The 17,403-nt window shown below is 70.4% G+C and carries 14 protein-coding genes; 5 read left to right on the plus strand and 9 right to left on the minus strand.

Going from position 1 to position 17,403, the window contains the following annotated elements:
* Positions 1-27: 27 nt before the first annotated feature.
* Positions 28-552, minus strand: coding sequence for a GtrA family protein (locus tag Ato02nite_RS41340; RefSeq protein WP_213012167.1), 525 nt, complete (start codon positions 550-552; stop codon positions 28-30).
* Between the two features lie 569 nt (positions 553-1,121).
* Here Ato02nite_RS41340 and Ato02nite_RS41345 point away from each other — a divergent pair.
* On the plus strand, positions 1,122-3,521 hold the full coding sequence (locus tag Ato02nite_RS41345) for a glycoside hydrolase family 95 protein (protein WP_246608026.1): 2,400 nt from the start codon (positions 1,122-1,124) through the stop codon (positions 3,519-3,521).
* Positions 3,522-3,574: 53 nt separating this feature from the next.
* Here the strand turns inward: Ato02nite_RS41345 and Ato02nite_RS41350 are convergent, their stop codons facing one another.
* From Ato02nite_RS41350 to Ato02nite_RS41360, 3 genes are read right to left on the minus strand one after another with little or no spacing between them, the layout of a single operon-like run.
* Positions 3,575-4,054 (minus strand): hypothetical protein, encoded by a 480-nt coding sequence (locus Ato02nite_RS41350; protein ID WP_213012168.1) that lies wholly within the window; start codon positions 4,052-4,054, stop codon positions 3,575-3,577.
* 16 nt (positions 4,055-4,070) lie between these two features.
* The gene (locus tag Ato02nite_RS41355) at positions 4,071-5,552 is read right to left on the minus strand and encodes a flavin-containing monooxygenase (RefSeq protein WP_213012169.1); all 1,482 of its coding nucleotides are present in this window, start codon (positions 5,550-5,552) and stop codon (positions 4,071-4,073) included.
* Positions 5,549-5,857 carry a hypothetical protein gene (locus tag Ato02nite_RS41360; protein ID WP_213012170.1) on the minus strand — a complete coding sequence of 103 codons (309 nt, stop codon included), beginning with the start codon at positions 5,855-5,857 and terminating at the stop codon, positions 5,549-5,551. The genes Ato02nite_RS41355 and Ato02nite_RS41360 overlap by 4 nt, the downstream gene beginning before the upstream one ends.
* A gap of 180 nt (positions 5,858-6,037) precedes the next feature.
* Between Ato02nite_RS41360 and Ato02nite_RS41365 the strand changes: the two genes are divergently transcribed.
* Positions 6,038-6,691: a pentapeptide repeat-containing protein gene (locus Ato02nite_RS41365; RefSeq protein WP_213012171.1), complete on the plus strand. Its 654-nt coding sequence runs from the start codon at positions 6,038-6,040 to the stop codon at positions 6,689-6,691.
* A gap of 4 nt (positions 6,692-6,695) precedes the next feature.
* Here the strand turns inward: Ato02nite_RS41365 and Ato02nite_RS41370 are convergent, their stop codons facing one another.
* Positions 6,696-7,457, minus strand: a complete 762-nt coding sequence (locus Ato02nite_RS41370; RefSeq protein WP_213012172.1) for an alpha/beta fold hydrolase — start codon at positions 7,455-7,457, stop codon at positions 6,696-6,698.
* Positions 7,458-7,508: 51 nt separating this feature from the next.
* Between Ato02nite_RS41370 and Ato02nite_RS41375 the strand changes: the two genes are divergently transcribed.
* Complete coding sequence (locus tag Ato02nite_RS41375) at positions 7,509-9,191, plus strand: FAD-dependent oxidoreductase (RefSeq protein WP_213012173.1); 1,683 nt, start codon at positions 7,509-7,511, stop codon at positions 9,189-9,191.
* Positions 9,192-9,273: 82 nt separating this feature from the next.
* Here Ato02nite_RS41375 and Ato02nite_RS41380 read toward each other — a convergent pair whose 3' ends face one another.
* Positions 9,274-10,725 carry a pectate lyase gene (locus tag Ato02nite_RS41380; RefSeq protein ID WP_213012174.1) on the minus strand — a complete coding sequence of 484 codons (1,452 nt, stop codon included), beginning with the start codon at positions 10,723-10,725 and terminating at the stop codon, positions 9,274-9,276.
* Positions 10,726-10,821: 96 nt separating this feature from the next.
* On the opposite strand from Ato02nite_RS41380, the gene Ato02nite_RS41385 reads away from it, so the two are divergent.
* Together Ato02nite_RS41385 and Ato02nite_RS41390 are read left to right on the plus strand one after the other, a co-directional pair.
* Positions 10,822-11,076, plus strand: a complete 255-nt coding sequence (locus Ato02nite_RS41385) for a hypothetical protein (protein WP_213012175.1) — start codon at positions 10,822-10,824, stop codon at positions 11,074-11,076.
* 51 nt (positions 11,077-11,127) lie between these two features.
* Positions 11,128-13,980 (plus strand): toll/interleukin-1 receptor domain-containing protein, encoded by a 2,853-nt coding sequence (locus Ato02nite_RS41390; RefSeq protein WP_213012176.1) that lies wholly within the window; start codon positions 11,128-11,130, stop codon positions 13,978-13,980.
* Positions 13,981-14,033: 53 nt separating this feature from the next.
* On the opposite strand, the gene mmsB is transcribed toward Ato02nite_RS41390, so the two are convergent.
* The 3 genes from mmsB to Ato02nite_RS41405 all read right to left on the minus strand — a co-directional run.
* A complete protein-coding gene (gene mmsB, locus Ato02nite_RS41395; protein ID WP_213012177.1) occupies positions 14,034-15,287 on the minus strand; it encodes a multiple monosaccharide ABC transporter permease in 1,254 nt (417 codons plus the stop codon).
* A complete protein-coding gene (gene mmsA / locus Ato02nite_RS41400) occupies positions 15,284-16,816 on the minus strand; it encodes a multiple monosaccharide ABC transporter ATP-binding protein (RefSeq protein ID WP_213012178.1) in 1,533 nt (510 codons plus the stop codon). The genes mmsB and mmsA overlap by 4 nt, the downstream gene beginning before the upstream one ends.
* A gap of 4 nt (positions 16,817-16,820) precedes the next feature.
* A partial coding sequence (locus Ato02nite_RS41405; protein ID WP_213012179.1) for a substrate-binding domain-containing protein occupies positions 16,821-17,403 on the minus strand: 583 nt, incomplete at its 5' end.

Consider the following 17,403-nt stretch of genomic DNA (forward strand, 5'->3'; position numbering starts at 1 on the left):
AAGATGATGACACCCGACAAGCTCGTGTCACTTCTTCAGCCGTTGCCGCTCGTGGCGCAGCAGGCGGGTGCGCGGCCCCCGCGCGGTGCGGCGGGGCCGGTCGGCCTGCGGGTGCGGGAAGACCCACCGCTTGAACGCCCACAGCCGGAAAACCATCGCGATCAGCGTGCCGAGGACGATGCCGCTGACGAAGTCGGCGATCTCCTGCACCGGGCGGGACACCTCCGGCACCCGCAGCAGGAGCAGGTAGCGGGAGACGCCGAGCGGGATCAGGTTGAGGACGATGCCGACCGCGCTGACCGCGAAGAACAGCGCGGCCTCGTGATGACGCTCCCGGCCGCCCCGGGCCCGGAACGACCACTCCCGGTTCAGCACGTAGGACAGGATCGTGCTCAGCACCGTGGCGAACGCGAGAGCGGTCACCGGTTTCTGGTGCAGGACGGTCAGCTTCAGCGCGTAATTGACAACGGTCGTGGCGACAAAACAAACACCCCCGACCAGCAGAAACTTCGCCGCTTCATGATGCTTGCGCCACATCCGGTCCAGCCACATCCGCGCGAGTCTAGCGCCCCGCCTCCGTGCGCTTTCGATCAAACCTTTTCCGTACGGGCCGGCTCAGTCCCGCGGCACGCGGTCCCGGCCGGTGCAGCTCGCCCTCCACGCGCCCGCTGCGGGCGGGCCCGCACCCGATCTTGTGGACTCGCCGTGCGGACAGAGCGGCAAGTCGGCAACATCTGCAATGGCGCCGGGCGGGGTGGGGTGCGCAAGAGGTGGTGCGGTTTCGCCCCCGCGTTTCCCCGCGAGATCTTGGAAAGTGCGGCACTGAGCGGGGTGTGAACTCGACAAGTTCGCCGTGGGTCGTCCGGTCGCTGCCGGATACAGACGGCATATCGGCGTGCCGCGGGTGGAAGATGGAAACGTCACCCGCATGGCGGGATCGTGGGTCCGCGGAATGGATGCGCCCGGGCAACGCGCCCTTCATCCCGAAAGCTCCCTACTGCCCGTTTCGCGCTTGAGGGCCGGCTCCCCTCTCTCTTCCGCGCTGGGCGTTTCGCTCACGCTCTCTTTTTCGTAGCCTCCCAGGGGCGATTGAGGCGTCTCAATTATTGCGGGGAGTGCGCGTGCAACCACTGACGGAGGCGGTCAGCCGCCGGGTCGTGCTGGCCGGCACCGGCGCGGCCGTGGTCGCCGCGGGCGGCCGGCCGGGGGTCGCCGGGGCGGCGGAGGCCGGGCGGCCGGACGTCGACGGGCTCACGCTCTGGTACGACGCGCCCGCCGCCGACTGGGAGAGCCAGGCCCTGCCGATCGGCAACGGCACGCTCGGGGCGATGGTCTTCGGGCGGGTCGGCGTCGAGACCATTCAGTTCAACGAGAAGACGCTGTGGACCGGCGGGCCGGGATCGGCGTCCGGCTATGACTTCGGCAATTGGCGGGAACCCCGGCCGGGGGCGATCACGCACATTCAAGAACAGATCAATGACCGGGTACGGGTGGCGCCCGAAGAAGTGGCGGCGGCGCTCGGGCAGGCTCGGATCGGGTACGGCAGCTATCAGAGTTTCGGGGAACTCGTCCTCACCCTGCCGACCGCCGACGCGGAGAACTACCGCCGTGAACTCGACATCGCCGATGCGATCGCCACCGTCGAATACACCGCGGGCGACGTCCGGCACCGCCGGGAGCATTTCGTGAGCCATCCGCACCGGGTGATCGTCGTCCAGCTGAGCGCCGACCGGCCCGGCCAGGTCTCCTTCACCGTGGCCGTGAAGTTGCCGGCCAATCGGACCGCCACCACCACGGCGATGAACGGCCGCATCACCACCGCCGGTGCGCTGACCGACAACGGCCTCCGATTCGAGGGGCAGGTGCAGATCCTCGTCCGGGGCGGCACCCGCACCGAGAACCCGGCCGGCGAGGTCACGGTGGCCGGCGCCGACAGCGCGACGATCCTCGTGGCGGCGGGCACGAACTACGGTGACCGCTATCCCGAATACCGCGGCGCCGACCCGCATCACCGCGTCACGGCCGATCTCGACCGGGCGGCGAAAACCGCGTACCCCTCATTGCGGGAAGCGCATCGGCGCGACCACCGCGGTCTTTTCGACCGGGTGCGACTGGACCTCGGCGGGCGGATGCCGCACCGGCCGACCGATCAGGTCCTCGCCGATTACCAGGGCGCCGACCGGGCGCTCGAGGCGCTCTTCTTCCAGTACGGACGCTATCTGCTGATCGCCTCGAGCCGGGACGGCGAGATCCTGCCGGCCAATCTCCAGGGCGTCTGGAACAGGTTCGAATCGGCGCCGTGGAGTGCCGATTACCACACGAACATCAATATCCAGATGAACTACTGGCTGGCCGGCCCGGCCAACCTCGGCGACACCACCGCCCCTTTCTTCCGGTTCGTCGAAGCGCTTCAACGGCCGGGTGCGGAGACGGCCCGGACGATGTTCGGCAATCCGGGCTGGGTGGTGCACAACGAGACGAACCCGTTCGGTTTCACCGGGGTGCACGACTGGCCGACCGCGTTCTGGTTCCCGGAGGCGGCGGCGTGGCTGGCCCACCATTTCTACGACCATTACCGGTTCACCCTGGACGACCGTTTCCTGCGCGACCACGCCTACCCGGTCATGCGGGAGGTGGCCCGTTTCTGGCTGGCCGAGCTGGTCACCGACCCGCGCGACGGCACCCTCGTGGTCTCCCCCAGCTACTCCCCGGAGCACGGCGATTTCTCGGCCGGCGCGGCCATGTCGCAGCAGATCGTCTGGGACCTGTTCACCGCCGTCACCGAGGCGGCCGGGTTGATGGGCGACGAGCAATTCGGCGCCGAGGTCGGTAAGGCGCTGAAACAGCTCGACCCGGGCACCCGGATCGGCAGTTGGGGGCAGCTTCAGGAATGGAAGGCCGACTGGGACGATCCCGCCGACGAACACCGGCACGTCTCGCACCTGTTCGGCCTGCACCCGGGCCGGCAGATCACCCCGGCCACCACGCCGGCGCTGACCCGGGCGGCCGAGGTCTCGCTGCGGGCCCGTGGCGACGGCGGCACCGGCTGGAGCAAGGCCTGGAAGATCAATTTCTGGGCGCGGCTGCTCGACGGCGACCACGCCCACCTGATGCTGAGCGAGCAGCTGAAGACCAGCACGCTGGCGAACCTGTGGGACACCCACCCGCCGTTCCAGATCGACGGCAACTTCGGTGCCACCGCGGGCATCGTGGAAATGCTGCTCCAGTCGCACGGCGACGAGGTGCAGATCCTGCCGGCCCTGCCGTCGGCCTGGCCGGCCGGCCGTGTGACGGGCCTGCGGGCCCGCGGCGACCTGACGGTCGACATCGCCTGGTCGGCCGGGCTCGCGCACGAGGTGGCGGTGACGGCCGGTCACGGCGGCCGGATAACCCTGCGAAACGCGGCTTGGGCGATCGGCTCGGCCGAGCTTTCCGGCGGTACGGCCGGGGCCGTGCACGACGGCGACCGTGTCACGTTCACCGCCCACCCCGGCACCCGCTACGTGCTGACCTCCACCTGATCGAGACCGGCCACCTGCTCCGGGCCGCCACCCGGAGTCGAGGGCGGATCAGATCAGCACTTCGGTGGGCGCACTTCGGACTTCTCGTTCCAGATCGGCTGCGGCTCGTACTTCTTGGCTGTTCCGTCGGAGAGATCACCCTGGGGGATGTCCACTCCGTACCGGAAGTTGGTCCACACGTCGACCGCGATGGGCCAGGTCAGCGACCCCATCGGAGTGAGTTCGTCGAAGCCGGCCGGAACCTCGCCGACGGTCACGGTGGGGGTGGCGCTCGATGGATCGAGGCGGCGAACCGCCCACAGCAGATGGCGGGATGATCCGGAACCGGACGGGTTGGGGGTGACGGTGTCAGCGACCTCGAGACGGCGCAGATAACTCTGCGCCCCACATTGCCCACCGACGGTGAGCACGACCTTGTTGTCGACGAGTTGGGCGGTGAGCCACTCGTCGGCCTCTTTGCCCTTACAACTGGCAGCGGACATGCCACTGGCCAGCAGTATCAACAGCGCCAGCCCCCGGCGCAGATACGACATTGCGCCACGCTAGCAGTCATCGAGTCGTTTCGTTTCGGGCCGTTATGGGCGTGTAATCACCGTCATCGAGGCGTGCCGTCCGGCGATGATATTCACCGGCCATGCCCGGCCAGTTCGTGACGATGCGCCCGGTCGCCGTGCGGTACCAGCTCTGGCAACCGGTCCACACGCTACCGGCGAGGCGGGACTGCATCTCGCCGTCGTAGGCGGTGGCGCGCTCCCGGCGTACCTCGATCGGGGTTTGATCCTCGGTGACCCGGCGGACCAGCCGCGCCAGGTAACGCGCCTGGGCCTCGTGGAAATACAACACCGACGTGTTGCCGGTGTTGGTGTTCGGACCGTAGATCAGGAACAGGTTGGGGAAATTCGGCACGGCCACCCCGAGGTACGCGTACGCACCGTCACGCCATTCCTCGTCGAGCGTGCGGCCGTCACGGCCCGTGATCCGCATCGGCGCCAGGAACTCGGTGGCCGCGAAGCCCGTCGCGTACACCAGCAGGTCGCAACCATGCACCAGGCCGTCAGCCGTCCGAATGCCGTCCGGGACCACCTCGACGATCTTCTCGGTGACCAGCGTGGCGTCCGGGCGGGCCAGCGTGGGCAGCCAGGAACTGGTGAACAGCACCCGCTTGCAGCCCATCGGCTCGTCCGGGGTCACCCGGGCCCGCAGCGCCGGATCGCGCACCTGCCACCGGCGCTGCAGGCCGGAGACGCCACGCAGGAACGCGCCGGCCGGGCGGTTCCCGGTGACGGCGAGGCCGGTCACGATGGTCATGGCCCAGGTCGCGGCGCGCGGCAGGTGCATCAGTCGCGGCATTTTCCGGTACGCGAACCGGCGGCCCGCACCGTACCGCCGATCCGGTTTCGGCAGCGTCCACGGCGCGCTGCGCTGGAACACGGTGACGTGCGCGGCCCGGCCCGCGATGGCCGGAACCAGCTGGATCGCGCTGGCCCCGGTGCCGACGACGGCGACCCGCATGCCGTCGATCGGGACGGCCGGATCCCACTGTGCGGTGTGCACGGCCCGCCCGGCGAACCGCTCCGCCCCCGGCAGCGAGGGCGTCGACGGCCGGCTGAGCTGCCCGACTGCCGGCACCAGGATGTCGGCGACGATCTCCTCGCCGGCGCTCGTCGTGATCCGCCAGCGGGCCGCCGCCGCGTCCCAGACGGCGTCGGTGACCTCGGTGCCGAACCGCACCCGCGGCGTGACACCGAACCGGTCGGCGGTCTGCCGGGCGTAGGCCAGGATCTCGTCGTGCGGCGGAAACCGCCGCGACCAGCGCGGATTAGGGGCGAAGGAGTACGAGTACAGCGGGGCCGGCACGTCGCAGGCACAACCCGGGTACGAGTTGGCCCGCCACACCCCGCCGACCGCATCGCCCTTCTCCAGCAGGACGAGGTTGTCGAACCCCTGCCTGAGCAGCTCGACGGCCGCCGCGATCCCGCCGAAGCCGGCGCCGATGATGACGACGCGCGGCTTCGTCAGAGTTTCGCTCATCCGCCGAGTGCTTCGGCCCGGTCGGTCGGCTCGGACGTCTTCGCCGGGGGCGTGTGGCTCCCGCCGCCGTCCTCACCCTCGGTGGTCTCGTCCGGTTCGTCGTCACCGGTGTCGGCCTTCTCCGGTGCGTCCTCCCCGGTGCCGAACTCGGCCGGCGGCGTATGGCTGCCGCCGCCGTCCTCACCCTCGCCGGAGTCGACGAGGATGAACAGGTCGAGCGGACTGTCCGGATCGGACAAACGGTCCAGATCCCATAGATCGAAGATGGTAGATTCAAGCGCGATGGTGGCGCGGGGCTGGCTCATCAACGTCCCCTCATCAGCGTGCCGGCACGGCGGCACGGGTCCGTCGCCCGAAAGTAGCAGCCTGTTGGCAGTGTGCCAATAGCGCCGCGAACGATGTCCGGAAACCGACTGCGACCAGGCATTCAGGCCACGCCGCCCCTTGGCACGATCACCCGCGCATCCGGCCGGTAGGGTGCCGGCATGCCCGTCGTCCACGATCTCGCCTCGCTGCCGTACGCCCGCCACCTCCAGCCCTTCCGCGGCGAGCTGGGCCACGACGGCGACCACACCGAGGTGCACCTCGACGGCGCCGAACTGGACGAGGTGCAGGCGCCCGGCACCCGGTTCGGCGAGAGCGCGATCACCGGCGTGACGTTCAGCGGCGGCACGTTCGACCACGTCCGCCTCGACGACGTGTGGATGTCGCGCTGCCGCTGGATCGGCGGCGACTGGGCCGAGTCGCAGCTGCTGGACACCACGATCCTGGACAGCGTGCTGGCCGGCGTGCAGTCCTACCGGTCCTACTGGCGGCGGGTCGTGGTCCAGTCCTGCAAGGTCGACAGCCTCAACCTGCGCGGCGCCAAGCTGCAGGACGTCGAGTTCCGCGACTGCGACCTGACCGAGGTCGACTTCGGCGACGCCACCCTGATCGGCGTGACGTTCCCCGGTTCCGCCATCCGCCGGGCCCGCTTCAACAAGGTGACCGCGAAGAAACTCGACTTCCGCGGCGCCCGGGAGCTCGACATCGCCCAGGGCTGGGACGCCCTGCGCGGCGCGACCATCGACGGCTCCCAGCTGGCCGAGGCGGCCCCGGCACTGGCCCACGTCCTGGGCATCGTGGTCAAAGACCGCTGACCGGTCAGGCCGCTTCCAGCAGGAGGCGGCCGCAGGTGCGTGGGTCGTCGGCGAACGGCAGGTGGCCGCAGCCGGCGAGGCGGACGTGGCGGGCGTTCGGGAGGACGCGCCGGGCCTGTCGTGCCTGGCGGTAGGGCAGCACCACGTCGCGGTCGCCCCACGCGATCGTCACCGGGACGCCGGTGATCGGCTCGGTCAGCCGCCACTCCCCCAGCGCGCGCCGGGCGCCGGTGAAGCCGGGGGCAGTGATCATCGCCCGGGCGTCAGCCAGGCACTCGTCCGGCGGCAGTGACCCCGGCCGGCCGAAGAACACCCCGCACAGCGCCACCCGGCCGGCCCGGCGGGCGAAGAGCCGCGGAAGCGCCGGCCCGAGCGCGGTGCCGGCGGCCCGGGCGCCGCCGACGACCGTGCGGCACCAGGCCGCCTCGGCCGGCCCGAAGAAACCGACCGGCGAGAACGCCACCACCGACCGGGCGAGCCCGCGCCGGGCCAGCTCGAGCGCGACGCCACCGCCCAGCGAGCTGCCGCCGATCGCGGGCCGCTCCACCCCCAGCGAGCCGAGGAACGCGGCCACCCGGTCGGCCAGGTGCGGCACCGAGCCCGGCACCCCGTCGAACGGCGTCCCGCCGAACCCGGGCAGGTCCAGCGCGATCACGTCGTGCCATTCGGCGAGGCGGTCCAGCACCGGTTTCCAGACCTGCCACCGGCTCCCGATGCCGTGGATCAGCACAATCGGACTGCCGCTGCCCTGCCGATGGTGGTTCACGGGCCGCCTCCGCTTATTGACATGTCGCCAACAACGATGCCACCGTACGCCATGGCGCATGATTTCGATGTCGTGATCGTCGGGTCGGGTTTCGGTGGCAGCGTGAGCGCCCTGCGCCTGACGGAGAAGGGCTACCGGGTGGCGGTTCTGGAGGCCGGCCGCCGTTTCGCCGACGACGAGTTCGCCGAGACGTCCTGGCGCCTGAGCCGCTATCTCTACGCACCGGCCCTGCGCTGCTACGGCATCCTGCGCCTGACCCTGCTGCGGCACGCCATGATCATGTCCGGCACCGGTGTCGGCGGCGGCTCCCTCGGTTACGCGAACACCCTCTACGAGCCGCCCGACGCGTTCTTCGCCGATCCACAGTGGTCCACCATCACGGATTGGAAGGCCGAGCTTGCCCCCGCCTACGACCAGGCCAAACGCATGCTCGGCGTGACCACCAACCCGGTCGAGACGCCGTCGGACCGCGCGTTGCTCGCGGTGGCCCAAGACCTGGGCGTCGAGAACACCTTCCGGCGTACGCCGGTGGGCGTCCTGTTCGCCACCCCCTCCGACAGCCGGGCCGATCCCGGGCGGCCGATCGCCGACCCGTTCTTCGGGGGTGCCGGGCCGGAGCGGCGCGCTTGCACACTCTGCGGGGCCTGCATGACCGGATGCCGGGTGGGCGCCAAGAACACGCTGGTCAAGAACTACCTCTACCTGGCCGAGCGGGCCGGGGCCGAGGTGCGGCCACTGACCACCGTCACCGACGTACAGGAACTTGCGGTGGGGGGCTTCTCCGTCCGTACCCGGAAAACGGGAGGGATCGCCAAGGGTGAGCTGACCGCCGGGCAGGTGATCTTCGCCGCGGGTGCCCTCGGCACCCAGCGGCTGCTGCACGGCCTGCGCGACCGCGGGCGGCTGCCGCACATCTCCCCCCGGCTCGGCGAGCTGTCCCGGACGAACTCCGAATCCATCCTGGGAGCGCGCACCCGCCGCCGGGACGCCGACTTCAGCCGCGGGGTCGCGATCACCTCGTCGATCCATCCGGATGCCAGCACGCACGTCGAGCCGGTCCGCTACGGACGGGGCAGCAACCTGCTCGCGTTGCTGGCCACCGTGCTGGTGGATGACACCGGCGGCAGATCGCGGCTGCTCACCGGGATCAGGCAGCTGTGGCGCGACCGTAAGGATCTCCGGTTGCTCGCCTCGCCCCGGCGCTGGTCGGAGCAGACGATCGTGGTCCTGGGAATGCAGCCCCTCGACAACTCGATCACGCTGCACACGGCCCGCGGCGTGTTCGGGCGGCGACTGCGCAGCCGCCCCGGCGTCGGCGAACCGAACCCGGTCTGGGTCCCGGCCGCCCACGACGTCGCGCGGCGGGTCGCCGAGAAGATCGACGGGGTCCCGCTGGGTTCGATGACCGAGCTGATCGGCCGGCCGGTCACCGGCCACTTCATCGGTGGTTGCGCCATCGGCGAGGACGCCACGCGCGGCGTCATCGACCCCTACCACCGGCTGTACGGGCATCCCGGCCTGCACGTGATCGACGGCTCGGCGGTCGCCGCGAACCTGGGCGTCAATCCGTCCCTGACGATCACCGCACTGTCCGAGCGGGCCCTCTCGCTGTGGCCCAACGCCGGCGAGGACGACCCTCGGCCCGCACTGGGCGAGCCCTACCGGCGGGTCGCGCCGATCGCGCCGCACAGGCCGGTGGTGCCGGCCTTCGCGCCCGGGGCGTTGCGGTGGTAGTCGAGGCGCCGGTCCAGGGCCGGGCTGAAGGGTCCTGGACCGGCACTCCGTAACCGCGGGGGCCGGCCCGCGGTCGCTCTTGTTACTTCAGGGTGATGCCGGTGGCGATGCAGGCGACGCCGTCCGGGACGTTGCTCGTCTCCGTCGGTTCGCCGCTGGTAACCCCCTTGAACAGGGCGCACACGTTCGTCGACTTGCCGCCGATGATGGTGGCGCCGGTGATCGTGGCGGTGTCGCCGAGGTTCGGGTTGATGCCGGCCAGGGTCTTCACCGGCGCGGTGACCGTGACGTTGGAGATCTGCACCTTGCGGGCGAACTGCTTCGAGCAGTTGCCGCACGAGCGGTACAGCTTGCCGATGTCGGTGGCCTGGAAGTTCTTGATGACGAACGTGCCCGGCCCGTTGTGCTGGAACACCTTGTCCGAGGCGTGCATGGCGCCGCCGCCGTCGACCGTCATGGTCTGGCTCGCCGCCGTGCCCTTGAAGGTGGCGGCGTCCTCACCCACGTCGAGCCACCACACGTTCTTCAGCGTGCAGGTGCCCGCGCAGTGCACACCGTCGGCCGCCGGCGCACCGATGATCACGTTGGCCAGGGTGGCCCCGTCGGCGAGCTGGAACAGCGGGTCCTGCCCCTCGTCCTGGCCGCCGTCACCCAGGGCACCGCCGCCGATGAACTCGACGTTGCCGCCGTCGAACGTGCCGGTCACGGCCTTGGTGGCGGTGAGGGTGGTGGTGCTGACCGGCTTGGGCCAGCTGGTCGCGGCCGCGGTGGGCGTGGCGGTCGCTGTCGCGGTAGCGGTCTTGGTCGGCGTCGGCGATGCCGTGGTCGGTGCGGCGGTGGCGGTCTTCGTCGGCGTCGGCGATGCGGTCGCCGTCGCCCTGGCGGCCGGTGACGACGTTGCGGGCGCGCCGGCGAGCGCGGTCACCGAGACGTCGTCGAAGGACGCGGCGGCCGACGTGGTGATCAGGCCGACCCGGCCCTTGGTGAGCTTGGCCGAGCCGCTGCCGACCTTCGCACCGTCCACATAGCCGGTCACCGTGCCGCCCTCGACGTCCAGGCGCAGCGTGTGGAAGCCGGTCGCGGCCGACGCCAGGGTCAGGCTGCCGAGCACGGTGACGGCCGAGCCCTTCACCTCCTCGAGGCGGGCCGCGCCGGGCGCGAGCACCAGCCGCTCGAACTGGTGGGCACCGCCGGCCCGGGCCGCGATGCCGGCCGTGGCCGAGCTCCCGCTGAGGGTCACCGCTCGCACCTCGGCGGTCAGCGTGTAATCGGTCCAGTCGCCGTCCCCGGCGAACTGCCGAGCCAGCGCACTGGCCGCATCGGACTGCCGGAGCGCCTTGCTGCCGTCGGTCACCACCGACCAGGAACCCCCGGACTTCGACCAGCCGGCCGTATCGCCGTCCTCGAAGTTGTCGCTGAGCGACGTACTGCCGGCGAACGCGGTGGCGGTGATCCCGACCGCCCCGGCCACGACGGCCGCCGTAACGCCAACCAGGACGGCGCGTCGGCGGCCGCCGGTCTTTGCGTGCTTCATCGGTGAGTTCCTCCAGATCAACGTCTTCGTGATCTAGTGGTTTGGCCCCGGGGAAAGGTTGCCGATTTTCCGCAACTACTTTGAGCATCGAGGCAGTTGCATGCAGTGCCGGCCGGCGTGAACGGCCGGTTCGTCACCTTCATCTCGTACGCCGGCAACCTGGCACCCGGCGACACCAACGGAGCGGGCGACATCTACGTCCGCGACCGGGTGGCCGGCACGACGGTGCGAGCCGGCGTCGCCGACGAGTTCCGCAAGGACCTGCGAGCCGGCACGGTCATCCGGGCCAGCCGCCGCACCGGTGGCGCGCAGGGGCTCGGCGACCCTCCTGGGTGTCGCATGAGCGGGTGAAAGTCGGAAAGGCGGTATTCCGCGGGCTTCCGGGCGGTTGATACTCGCCGGGTGGCACGACTGTCGGCCAAGGACGGCTACTCGGCATTCATCTCCTACAGCCATGCGCAGGACCGGCTCCTGTCCGCCGCGCTGCAGTCCGAGCTCGAGAGGTTCGCCGGATCGTGGCGGCATCCGCGCCGCATGCGGGTTTTCCGCGACGAGACGAACCTGGCCGCATCGCCCGCCCTGTGGCCGAGCATCGTGCGGTCCATGGCGGCGGCCGACTGGTTCGTCCTGCTCGCCTCGCCGGCCGCGGCCGGCTCGGAGTGGGTGCGGCGCGAGGTGGCCTGGTGGGTGGAGCACAAGGGCGCCGACCGGCTGCTCATCGCGGTGACCGCGGGGCGGCTGCACTGGCGGGGCGACGACTTCGACTGGTCGATCACGGACGCCGTGCCGGGTGTGCTCGCCGGTGTCTTCGCGACCGAGCCGAACTGGGTGGACCTCAGCCAGATCCCCTCGTCGGACGAGCGACCGCAGCTCGGTGACACGGTTGCCAATCTCGCCGCGCCGATCCTCGGCGTGGAGAAGGATGCGCTGGTCGGCGAGCACGTCCGGCATCGCCGGCAGCTGCGGCGCACCGTCTGGGCCGTCGGCGTCACGCTGACCGCACTTCTGGTGGCGGTCGCGGTCGCGTCGGTCATCGCGGTCGTCCGGGCGCGCGCGGAGCACGAGCAGGCGCAGGTGTCGGCCGCCCGCGAGTTGGCCGCGCTCGCCGACGGCATGGTCTCCTCCGATCCGCGGACCGCTCTCGGGCTCGCCCTGGCCGGCAACCGGATCCGGCCGGGGCCGGAGTCCGAACTGGCCGTCTTCCGGACGCTGTCCACCACCCGCTACGTCAGCACGCTGGCCGGCCATCGCGCCCGGGTGAACGCGGTCGCGTTCGCCGGATCGGTACTGGCCACCGGGGCCGACGACCAGACGCTGCGGCTCTGGGACCTGACCGACCCGGCCCGGCCACGGCCACTCGGTGACCCCGTCGACCCCGGTATCGGAGCGGTGGCGGCGCTCGCCTTCGAGCCGGGCACACGACGGTTGGCCATCCTCGGCGTGCATGCCGAGTTGACCGGCGCGGAAACCAGCCGCCTGGTCCTCTGGGACACCGCCGAGCCGTACTCCCAGGCCCGGACCACGCCGGAGTGGAAGGGCCTCGGCACCAGCCTGGCCTTCCTTCCCGGCACCGGCCTGCTGGCGGTCAGCAACGTGGACGGCGTCGGCACGGACGGCCGCATCCAGCTGTGGGAGGCGGGCCCGGACGCAGACGCCCGCCTGCTCAGTGACGCGGCCGCCGACGGAGCCGGCCCGATCTACAGCCTGGCCGTGTCGGCCGACGGCAGCACCGTGGCAACCGGGAACGCCCACGGCGACGGCACCGACAGCGGCGGCGAGACGGGCATCTGGGAACTGGCCGACGGGCCGAAGCTCAAGCGAGTGGCGACCCTCGACACCGGACCGGCCCTGTCGGTGGCGATCAACCCGGCCGGAACGATCATCGCCGCCGCCGGTCAGGACCGCGCGGCCGCGGGAAGCGTAACGTTGTGGGACGCGCACAGCCATTCCCGCCTCGGCCGGCCGACGGCTCGGTCGGCCGATCAGATCACCGCGGTCGCCTTCGCCCCGGACGGATCGACACTCGCCGCCGGTTCCGGACAGACCGCCCTGCTGTGGGACGTCAGCGACCCGGCCGCGCCGACCGCGATCGGTGATCCGCTGGCGGCACACGGCGAGACCGTCGAGGCGACCGCCTTCTCGCCCGACGGCCGAGTGCTGGTCACCGCCTCGCGGGACGCGCAGGTGATCGTCTGGGACGCGGGTGGCCGGATCCGGCCACCGCTGGCGCAGGCGGCGACCGACACGTCCACCGGCGCGGCCGGGCCGAACCCCGCCCTGCGCAGCCTGCTCGTCACCACCGGGACCCGCAGCCCGATCGATTACGACGCCGTCACCAGCGTCGACGGCCGGACGATGGCCACCGTCGACGAGCGCCAGCGCGTCACGCTGTGGCACCTCGGCCCGGACGGCGCCCGGCAGAAGCTCACCGTCCTGCCGCCCGAAACCCCGGCGGACGGCCGGGTGCCCATCCTCCCGCAGTTCGATGCGGCCGCCCGGTACGCGATCACCGGCACCGACATCGAAGGGACCGGCAGCCGCCTGTACCTCTGGGACGTGTCCGCACCTCGCGAGCCACGACCGGCCGGTGCCCCGCTGGTCGGGTTCACCGGGCCGCTGACGCTCTCACCGGACGGTCGCCTGCTCGCCGCCATGCGGAAAGGACCGGAGGGGTACGGCGTGGTGGTCGTCCTCTTCGACGTGACCGACATGGCGCGACCCCGCTCCGTGGCGACGATCGACGCGACCCGGGAGGCCAAGGTCCTCTCGTTGGCCTTCGCGCCGGACGGCACGACGCTCGCGGTCGCCGACAACGCCAAGACGACCCTGTTCGACGTGTCGGATCCGGCCCGGCCCGGACGACTGGGCCGGCCACTGGCCGGCCTCACCGGGCTGGTCGCCTTCGCGCCCGACGGCCACACCCTGGCGGTGGCCGGCGATGAGCAGGGCGGCAGAGCCGGCCTGACCCTCTGGGACGTCACCCGCCGCCACGACCCACGCCGGATCGGCGATCCGTTCCTTGCGTCCGGTGCCGGCGGCACGACCGCCCTGGCGTTCAGCGTCGACGGCAGGACGCTGCTGACCGGCGGCAGCGATCACACGATCCGCACCTGGGATCTGACCTCCCTGACCGCGGTTCGCACCGACCCGGCCGGTGCGGTCTGCCGGCTCACCGATGCCGGGCTCCCGCCGGAGGTCTGGGCGCGCTACATCGCCGGCTACGACTACCAGGCCGGTTGTCATGGGAAGGGGTGAACTACGCCGAAGCGGCGCCCAGCCACGAGGCCGGGCGCCGCTTCCGGGGTCGATCAGCGGGAGGCGCCGGCCCGCCGCTTGGTCCACACGTCGAAGGCGACGGCGGCCAGCAGGACCGCGCCCTTGACCAGCATGACCTGTTCGGACGGAGCGCCGATCAGGCTCATGCCGTTGTTGATCACGCCCATGATCAGGCCGCCGGTGATGGCGCCGACCACCTTGCCGACACCGCCCTGCACCGCGGCACCGCCGATGAAGGCGGCCGCGATGGCGTCCAGCTCGAACTGGTCGCCGCCGGTCGGGTTGGCCTGGTTGAGCCGGCCCGCGAAGATGATGCCGGCGACGGCGGACAGGACGCCCATGTTGACGAAGATCCAGAAGACCACCGACTTGACCTTGACGCCGGAAAGCGTCGCGGCCTGCAGGTTGCCGCCGACCGCGTAGATCTGCCGGCCGAAGACGGCCCGGTTGGTGAGCAGCGAGTAGCCGAGCACCAGGATCGCCAGCAGGACCAGCACCCACGGCAGGTTGCGGAAGCGGGCCAGCTGCACGATCACGAACATGACCACCACGGCGGCGACCACGATCTTCGCGACGAACAGCGGGAGCGCCTCGACCACCTGGCCGTAGCGGGCCCGGCCGGCCCGCGACCGCCACTGGCTGACCACGATGCCGACGACCGCGAACACGCCGATCAACAGGCTGAGCAGGTCGGCGCCGCCCAGATAGTTGCCCAGGCCGATGTTGCCCAGATAGCCGTCGGTGAAGCCGTTGGCCAGGGTCCGCACCGATTCCGGGAACGGGCCGATGCCGCGGTTGCCGAGGATCATGTAGGTGATCGCGCGGAACAGCAGCATGCCGGCGAGCGTGACGATGAAGGCGGGGATGCCGAAGTAGGCCACCCAGTAGCCCTGCCACGCGCCGATCGCGGCGCCGACCACGATGGTGATCAGCAGGGCCAGCGGCCACGGCATGTTGTGGTTGACCATCAGCACGGCCGCGATGGCACCGGTCGCCGCGACCACCGAGCCGACCGACAGGTCGATGTGGCCGGAGATGATCACCAGGATCATCCCGATCGCGAGGATCAGGATGTACGAGTTCTGCACGATGATGTTGCTGATGTTCTGCGGCGCGAGCATGTCGCCGTCGGTGAGGATCGTGAACAGCAGCACGATCGCGGCGAAGGCGATGTAGATGCCGCTCTGCCGCAGGTTGATCGAGAACTTGCGGCCGGTCCCGGACGCCTCGGGCAGCGACGGGCCGCCGCCCACGGCGAGGTCGGCGTTACTGGGGGCGAGGCTCACCGTGGTGCCTCCTGTCCGGCGGTCATGAGGGTCATCAGACCTTCCTGGGTGGCCTCGGCCCGGGGCACCTCACCGGTGATCCGGCCGGCCGAGAGGGTGTAGATGCGGTCGCAGAGCCCGAGCAGCTCGGGCAGTTCGGAGGAGATCAGCAGCACGGCTTTTCCCTCGTCGGCGAGCCGGTTGATGATCGTGTAGATCTCGTACTTGGCGCCGACGTCGATGCCGCGGGTGGGCTCGTCGAGGATCAGCACGTCCGGGTCGGTGAAGATCCACTTGGACAGGACGACCTTCTGCTGATTTCCGCCGGAGAGCTTGCCGGTGATGCTGGCGACGCTCGGGGCCTTGATGTTGAGGCTGCGCCGGTATCCCTCGGCGACCTTGTACTCCTCGTTGTCGTCGACCCAGCCGACCTTGGCCAGCTTGCCGAGGGCAGCGGCGGAGACGTTCCGCTTGATGTCCTCGATCAGGTTCAGCCCGTACCGTTTGCGGTCCTCCGTCGCGTACGCGATGCCGTGCCGGATGGCCTCGCGGACGGACCGCAACCGAATCTCCTTGCCGTCCTTGATGACCCGGCCGGAGATGCCGGTCCCGAAGGACCGGCCGAAGACGCTCATCGCCAACTCGGTGCGCCCGGCGCCCATCAGGCCGGCCAGGCCGACGATCTCGCCGCGGCGCAGGTTGAGGCTGGCGTTGTCGACGAGCAGCCGGCCGTGCTGGACGGGGCTGTGCACGGTCCAGTTCTCGATCCGCAGCACTTCCTCGCCGATGGTCGGCTCGTGCGGCGGGAAGCGGTGGTCGAGGTCCCGGCCGACCATGCCCGAGATGATCTTGTCTTCGGTCAGGCCCTCGGCCGGCAGTGTGGTGATCGTCTTTCCGTCCCGCAGGATCGTCACCCGGTCGGCGATGGCGAGCACCTCGTTGAGCTTGTGCGAGATGATCACGCAGGTGATGCCCTGGTCGCGCAGGCCGCGCAGCAGCTCGAGCAGGTGCGCCGAGTCGTCGTCGTTGAGCGCCGCGGTGGGCTCGTCCAGGATGAGCAGCTGCACCCGCTTGGACAGCGCCTTGGCGATCTCGACCAACTGCTGCTTGCCCACGCCGAGGTCGATCACCTGGGTGACCGGGTTCTCGTTGAGGCCGACGCGCTGCATCAGCTCGGCCGCGGCGGCGTTCGTCCGGTTCCAGTCGATCAGGCCGCGCTTGGACTGCTCGTTGCCGAGGAAGATGTTCTCGGCGATGGAGAGGTTGGACGCGAGCGCCAACTCCTGGTGGATGATCACGATGCCCACGTGCTCGCTGTCCCGGATGCCGGCGAACCGGCATTCCTGGCCGTCGAACTCGATCGCGCCCTCGTAGTCACCATGGGGGTAGACGCCGGAAAGCACCTTCATGAGGGTGGACTTTCCGGCGCCGTTCTCCCCGCAGATCGCGTGGATCTCGCCGCGGGACACCTCCAGGTTGACATCCGCGAGCGCTTTCACGCCCGGGAATGTCTTGGTGATGCCCCGCATGCGGAGAATGGTGTCGCTCATTCGCTCAGGAACCCAGCTGAGCCTGGGTGTAGTAGCCGCCGTCGACCAGGATCTTCTGGTAGTTCGACTTGTCGACGATCACCGACTGCAGCAGCATCGACGGGACGACCTTGTTGCCGTTGTCGTAGTCGGTGGTGTTGTTCGTCTGCGGCTGCTGTCCCTTGAGGACCGCGTCGGCCATGGCCACCGTGGTCTTGGCCAGCTCCCGGGTGTCCTTGTAGATGGTCGAGTACTGCTCGCCCTTGATGATCGACTTCACCGACGCGAGCTCGGCGTCCTGGCCGGTCACGACCGGGTAGGGCTGGGCGGCGGTGCCGTAACCGTTGCTCTTCAGTGCGGACAGGATGCCGATCGACAGGCCGTCGTAGGGCGAGAGCACGCCGTCGACCTTGGCGCCCGCGCGGTACGTCGAGGTGAGGAGGTTCTCCATCCGCTCCTGGGCCGTCTTCGGCTGCCAGCGCAGGATCGCGACGGTCTTGAAGTCGGTCTGCTTGCTCTTGACCACCAGGGTGCCGTCGTCGATCTTCGGCTTCAGGATGCTCATCGCACCGTTGAAGAAGAACGTCGCGTTGTTGTCGTCCGGCGAA

Origin of the sequence: Paractinoplanes toevensis (assembly GCF_018332695.1) — a bacterium.
In the GTDB taxonomy this organism is placed as follows: domain Bacteria; phylum Actinomycetota; class Actinomycetes; order Mycobacteriales; family Micromonosporaceae; genus Actinoplanes; species Actinoplanes toevensis.

What these genes read in the sequence shown, in the direction of transcription:
- Ato02nite_RS41340 (WP_213012167.1), bottom strand. Translation starts at nt 552, where the DNA reads ATGTGGCTGGACCGGATGTGGCGCAAGCATCATGAAGCGGCGAAGTTT.
- Ato02nite_RS41350 (WP_213012168.1), bottom strand. Translation starts at nt 4,054, where the DNA reads ATGTCGTATCTGCGCCGGGGGCTGGCGCTGTTGATACTGCTGGCCAGT.
- Ato02nite_RS41355 (WP_213012169.1), bottom strand. Translation starts at nt 5,552, where the DNA reads ATGAGCGAAACTCTGACGAAGCCGCGCGTCGTCATCATCGGCGCCGGC.
- Ato02nite_RS41360 (WP_213012170.1), bottom strand. Translation starts at nt 5,857, where the DNA reads ATGAGCCAGCCCCGCGCCACCATCGCGCTTGAATCTACCATCTTCGAT.
- Ato02nite_RS41365 (WP_213012171.1), top strand. Translation starts at nt 6,038, where the DNA reads ATGCCCGTCGTCCACGATCTCGCCTCGCTGCCGTACGCCCGCCACCTC.
- Ato02nite_RS41375 (WP_213012173.1), top strand. Translation starts at nt 7,509, where the DNA reads ATGGCGCATGATTTCGATGTCGTGATCGTCGGGTCGGGTTTCGGTGGC.
- Ato02nite_RS41380 (WP_213012174.1), bottom strand. Translation starts at nt 10,725, where the DNA reads ATGAAGCACGCAAAGACCGGCGGCCGCCGACGCGCCGTCCTGGTTGGC.
- mmsA (WP_213012178.1), bottom strand. Translation starts at nt 16,816, where the DNA reads ATGAGCGACACCATTCTCCGCATGCGGGGCATCACCAAGACATTCCCG.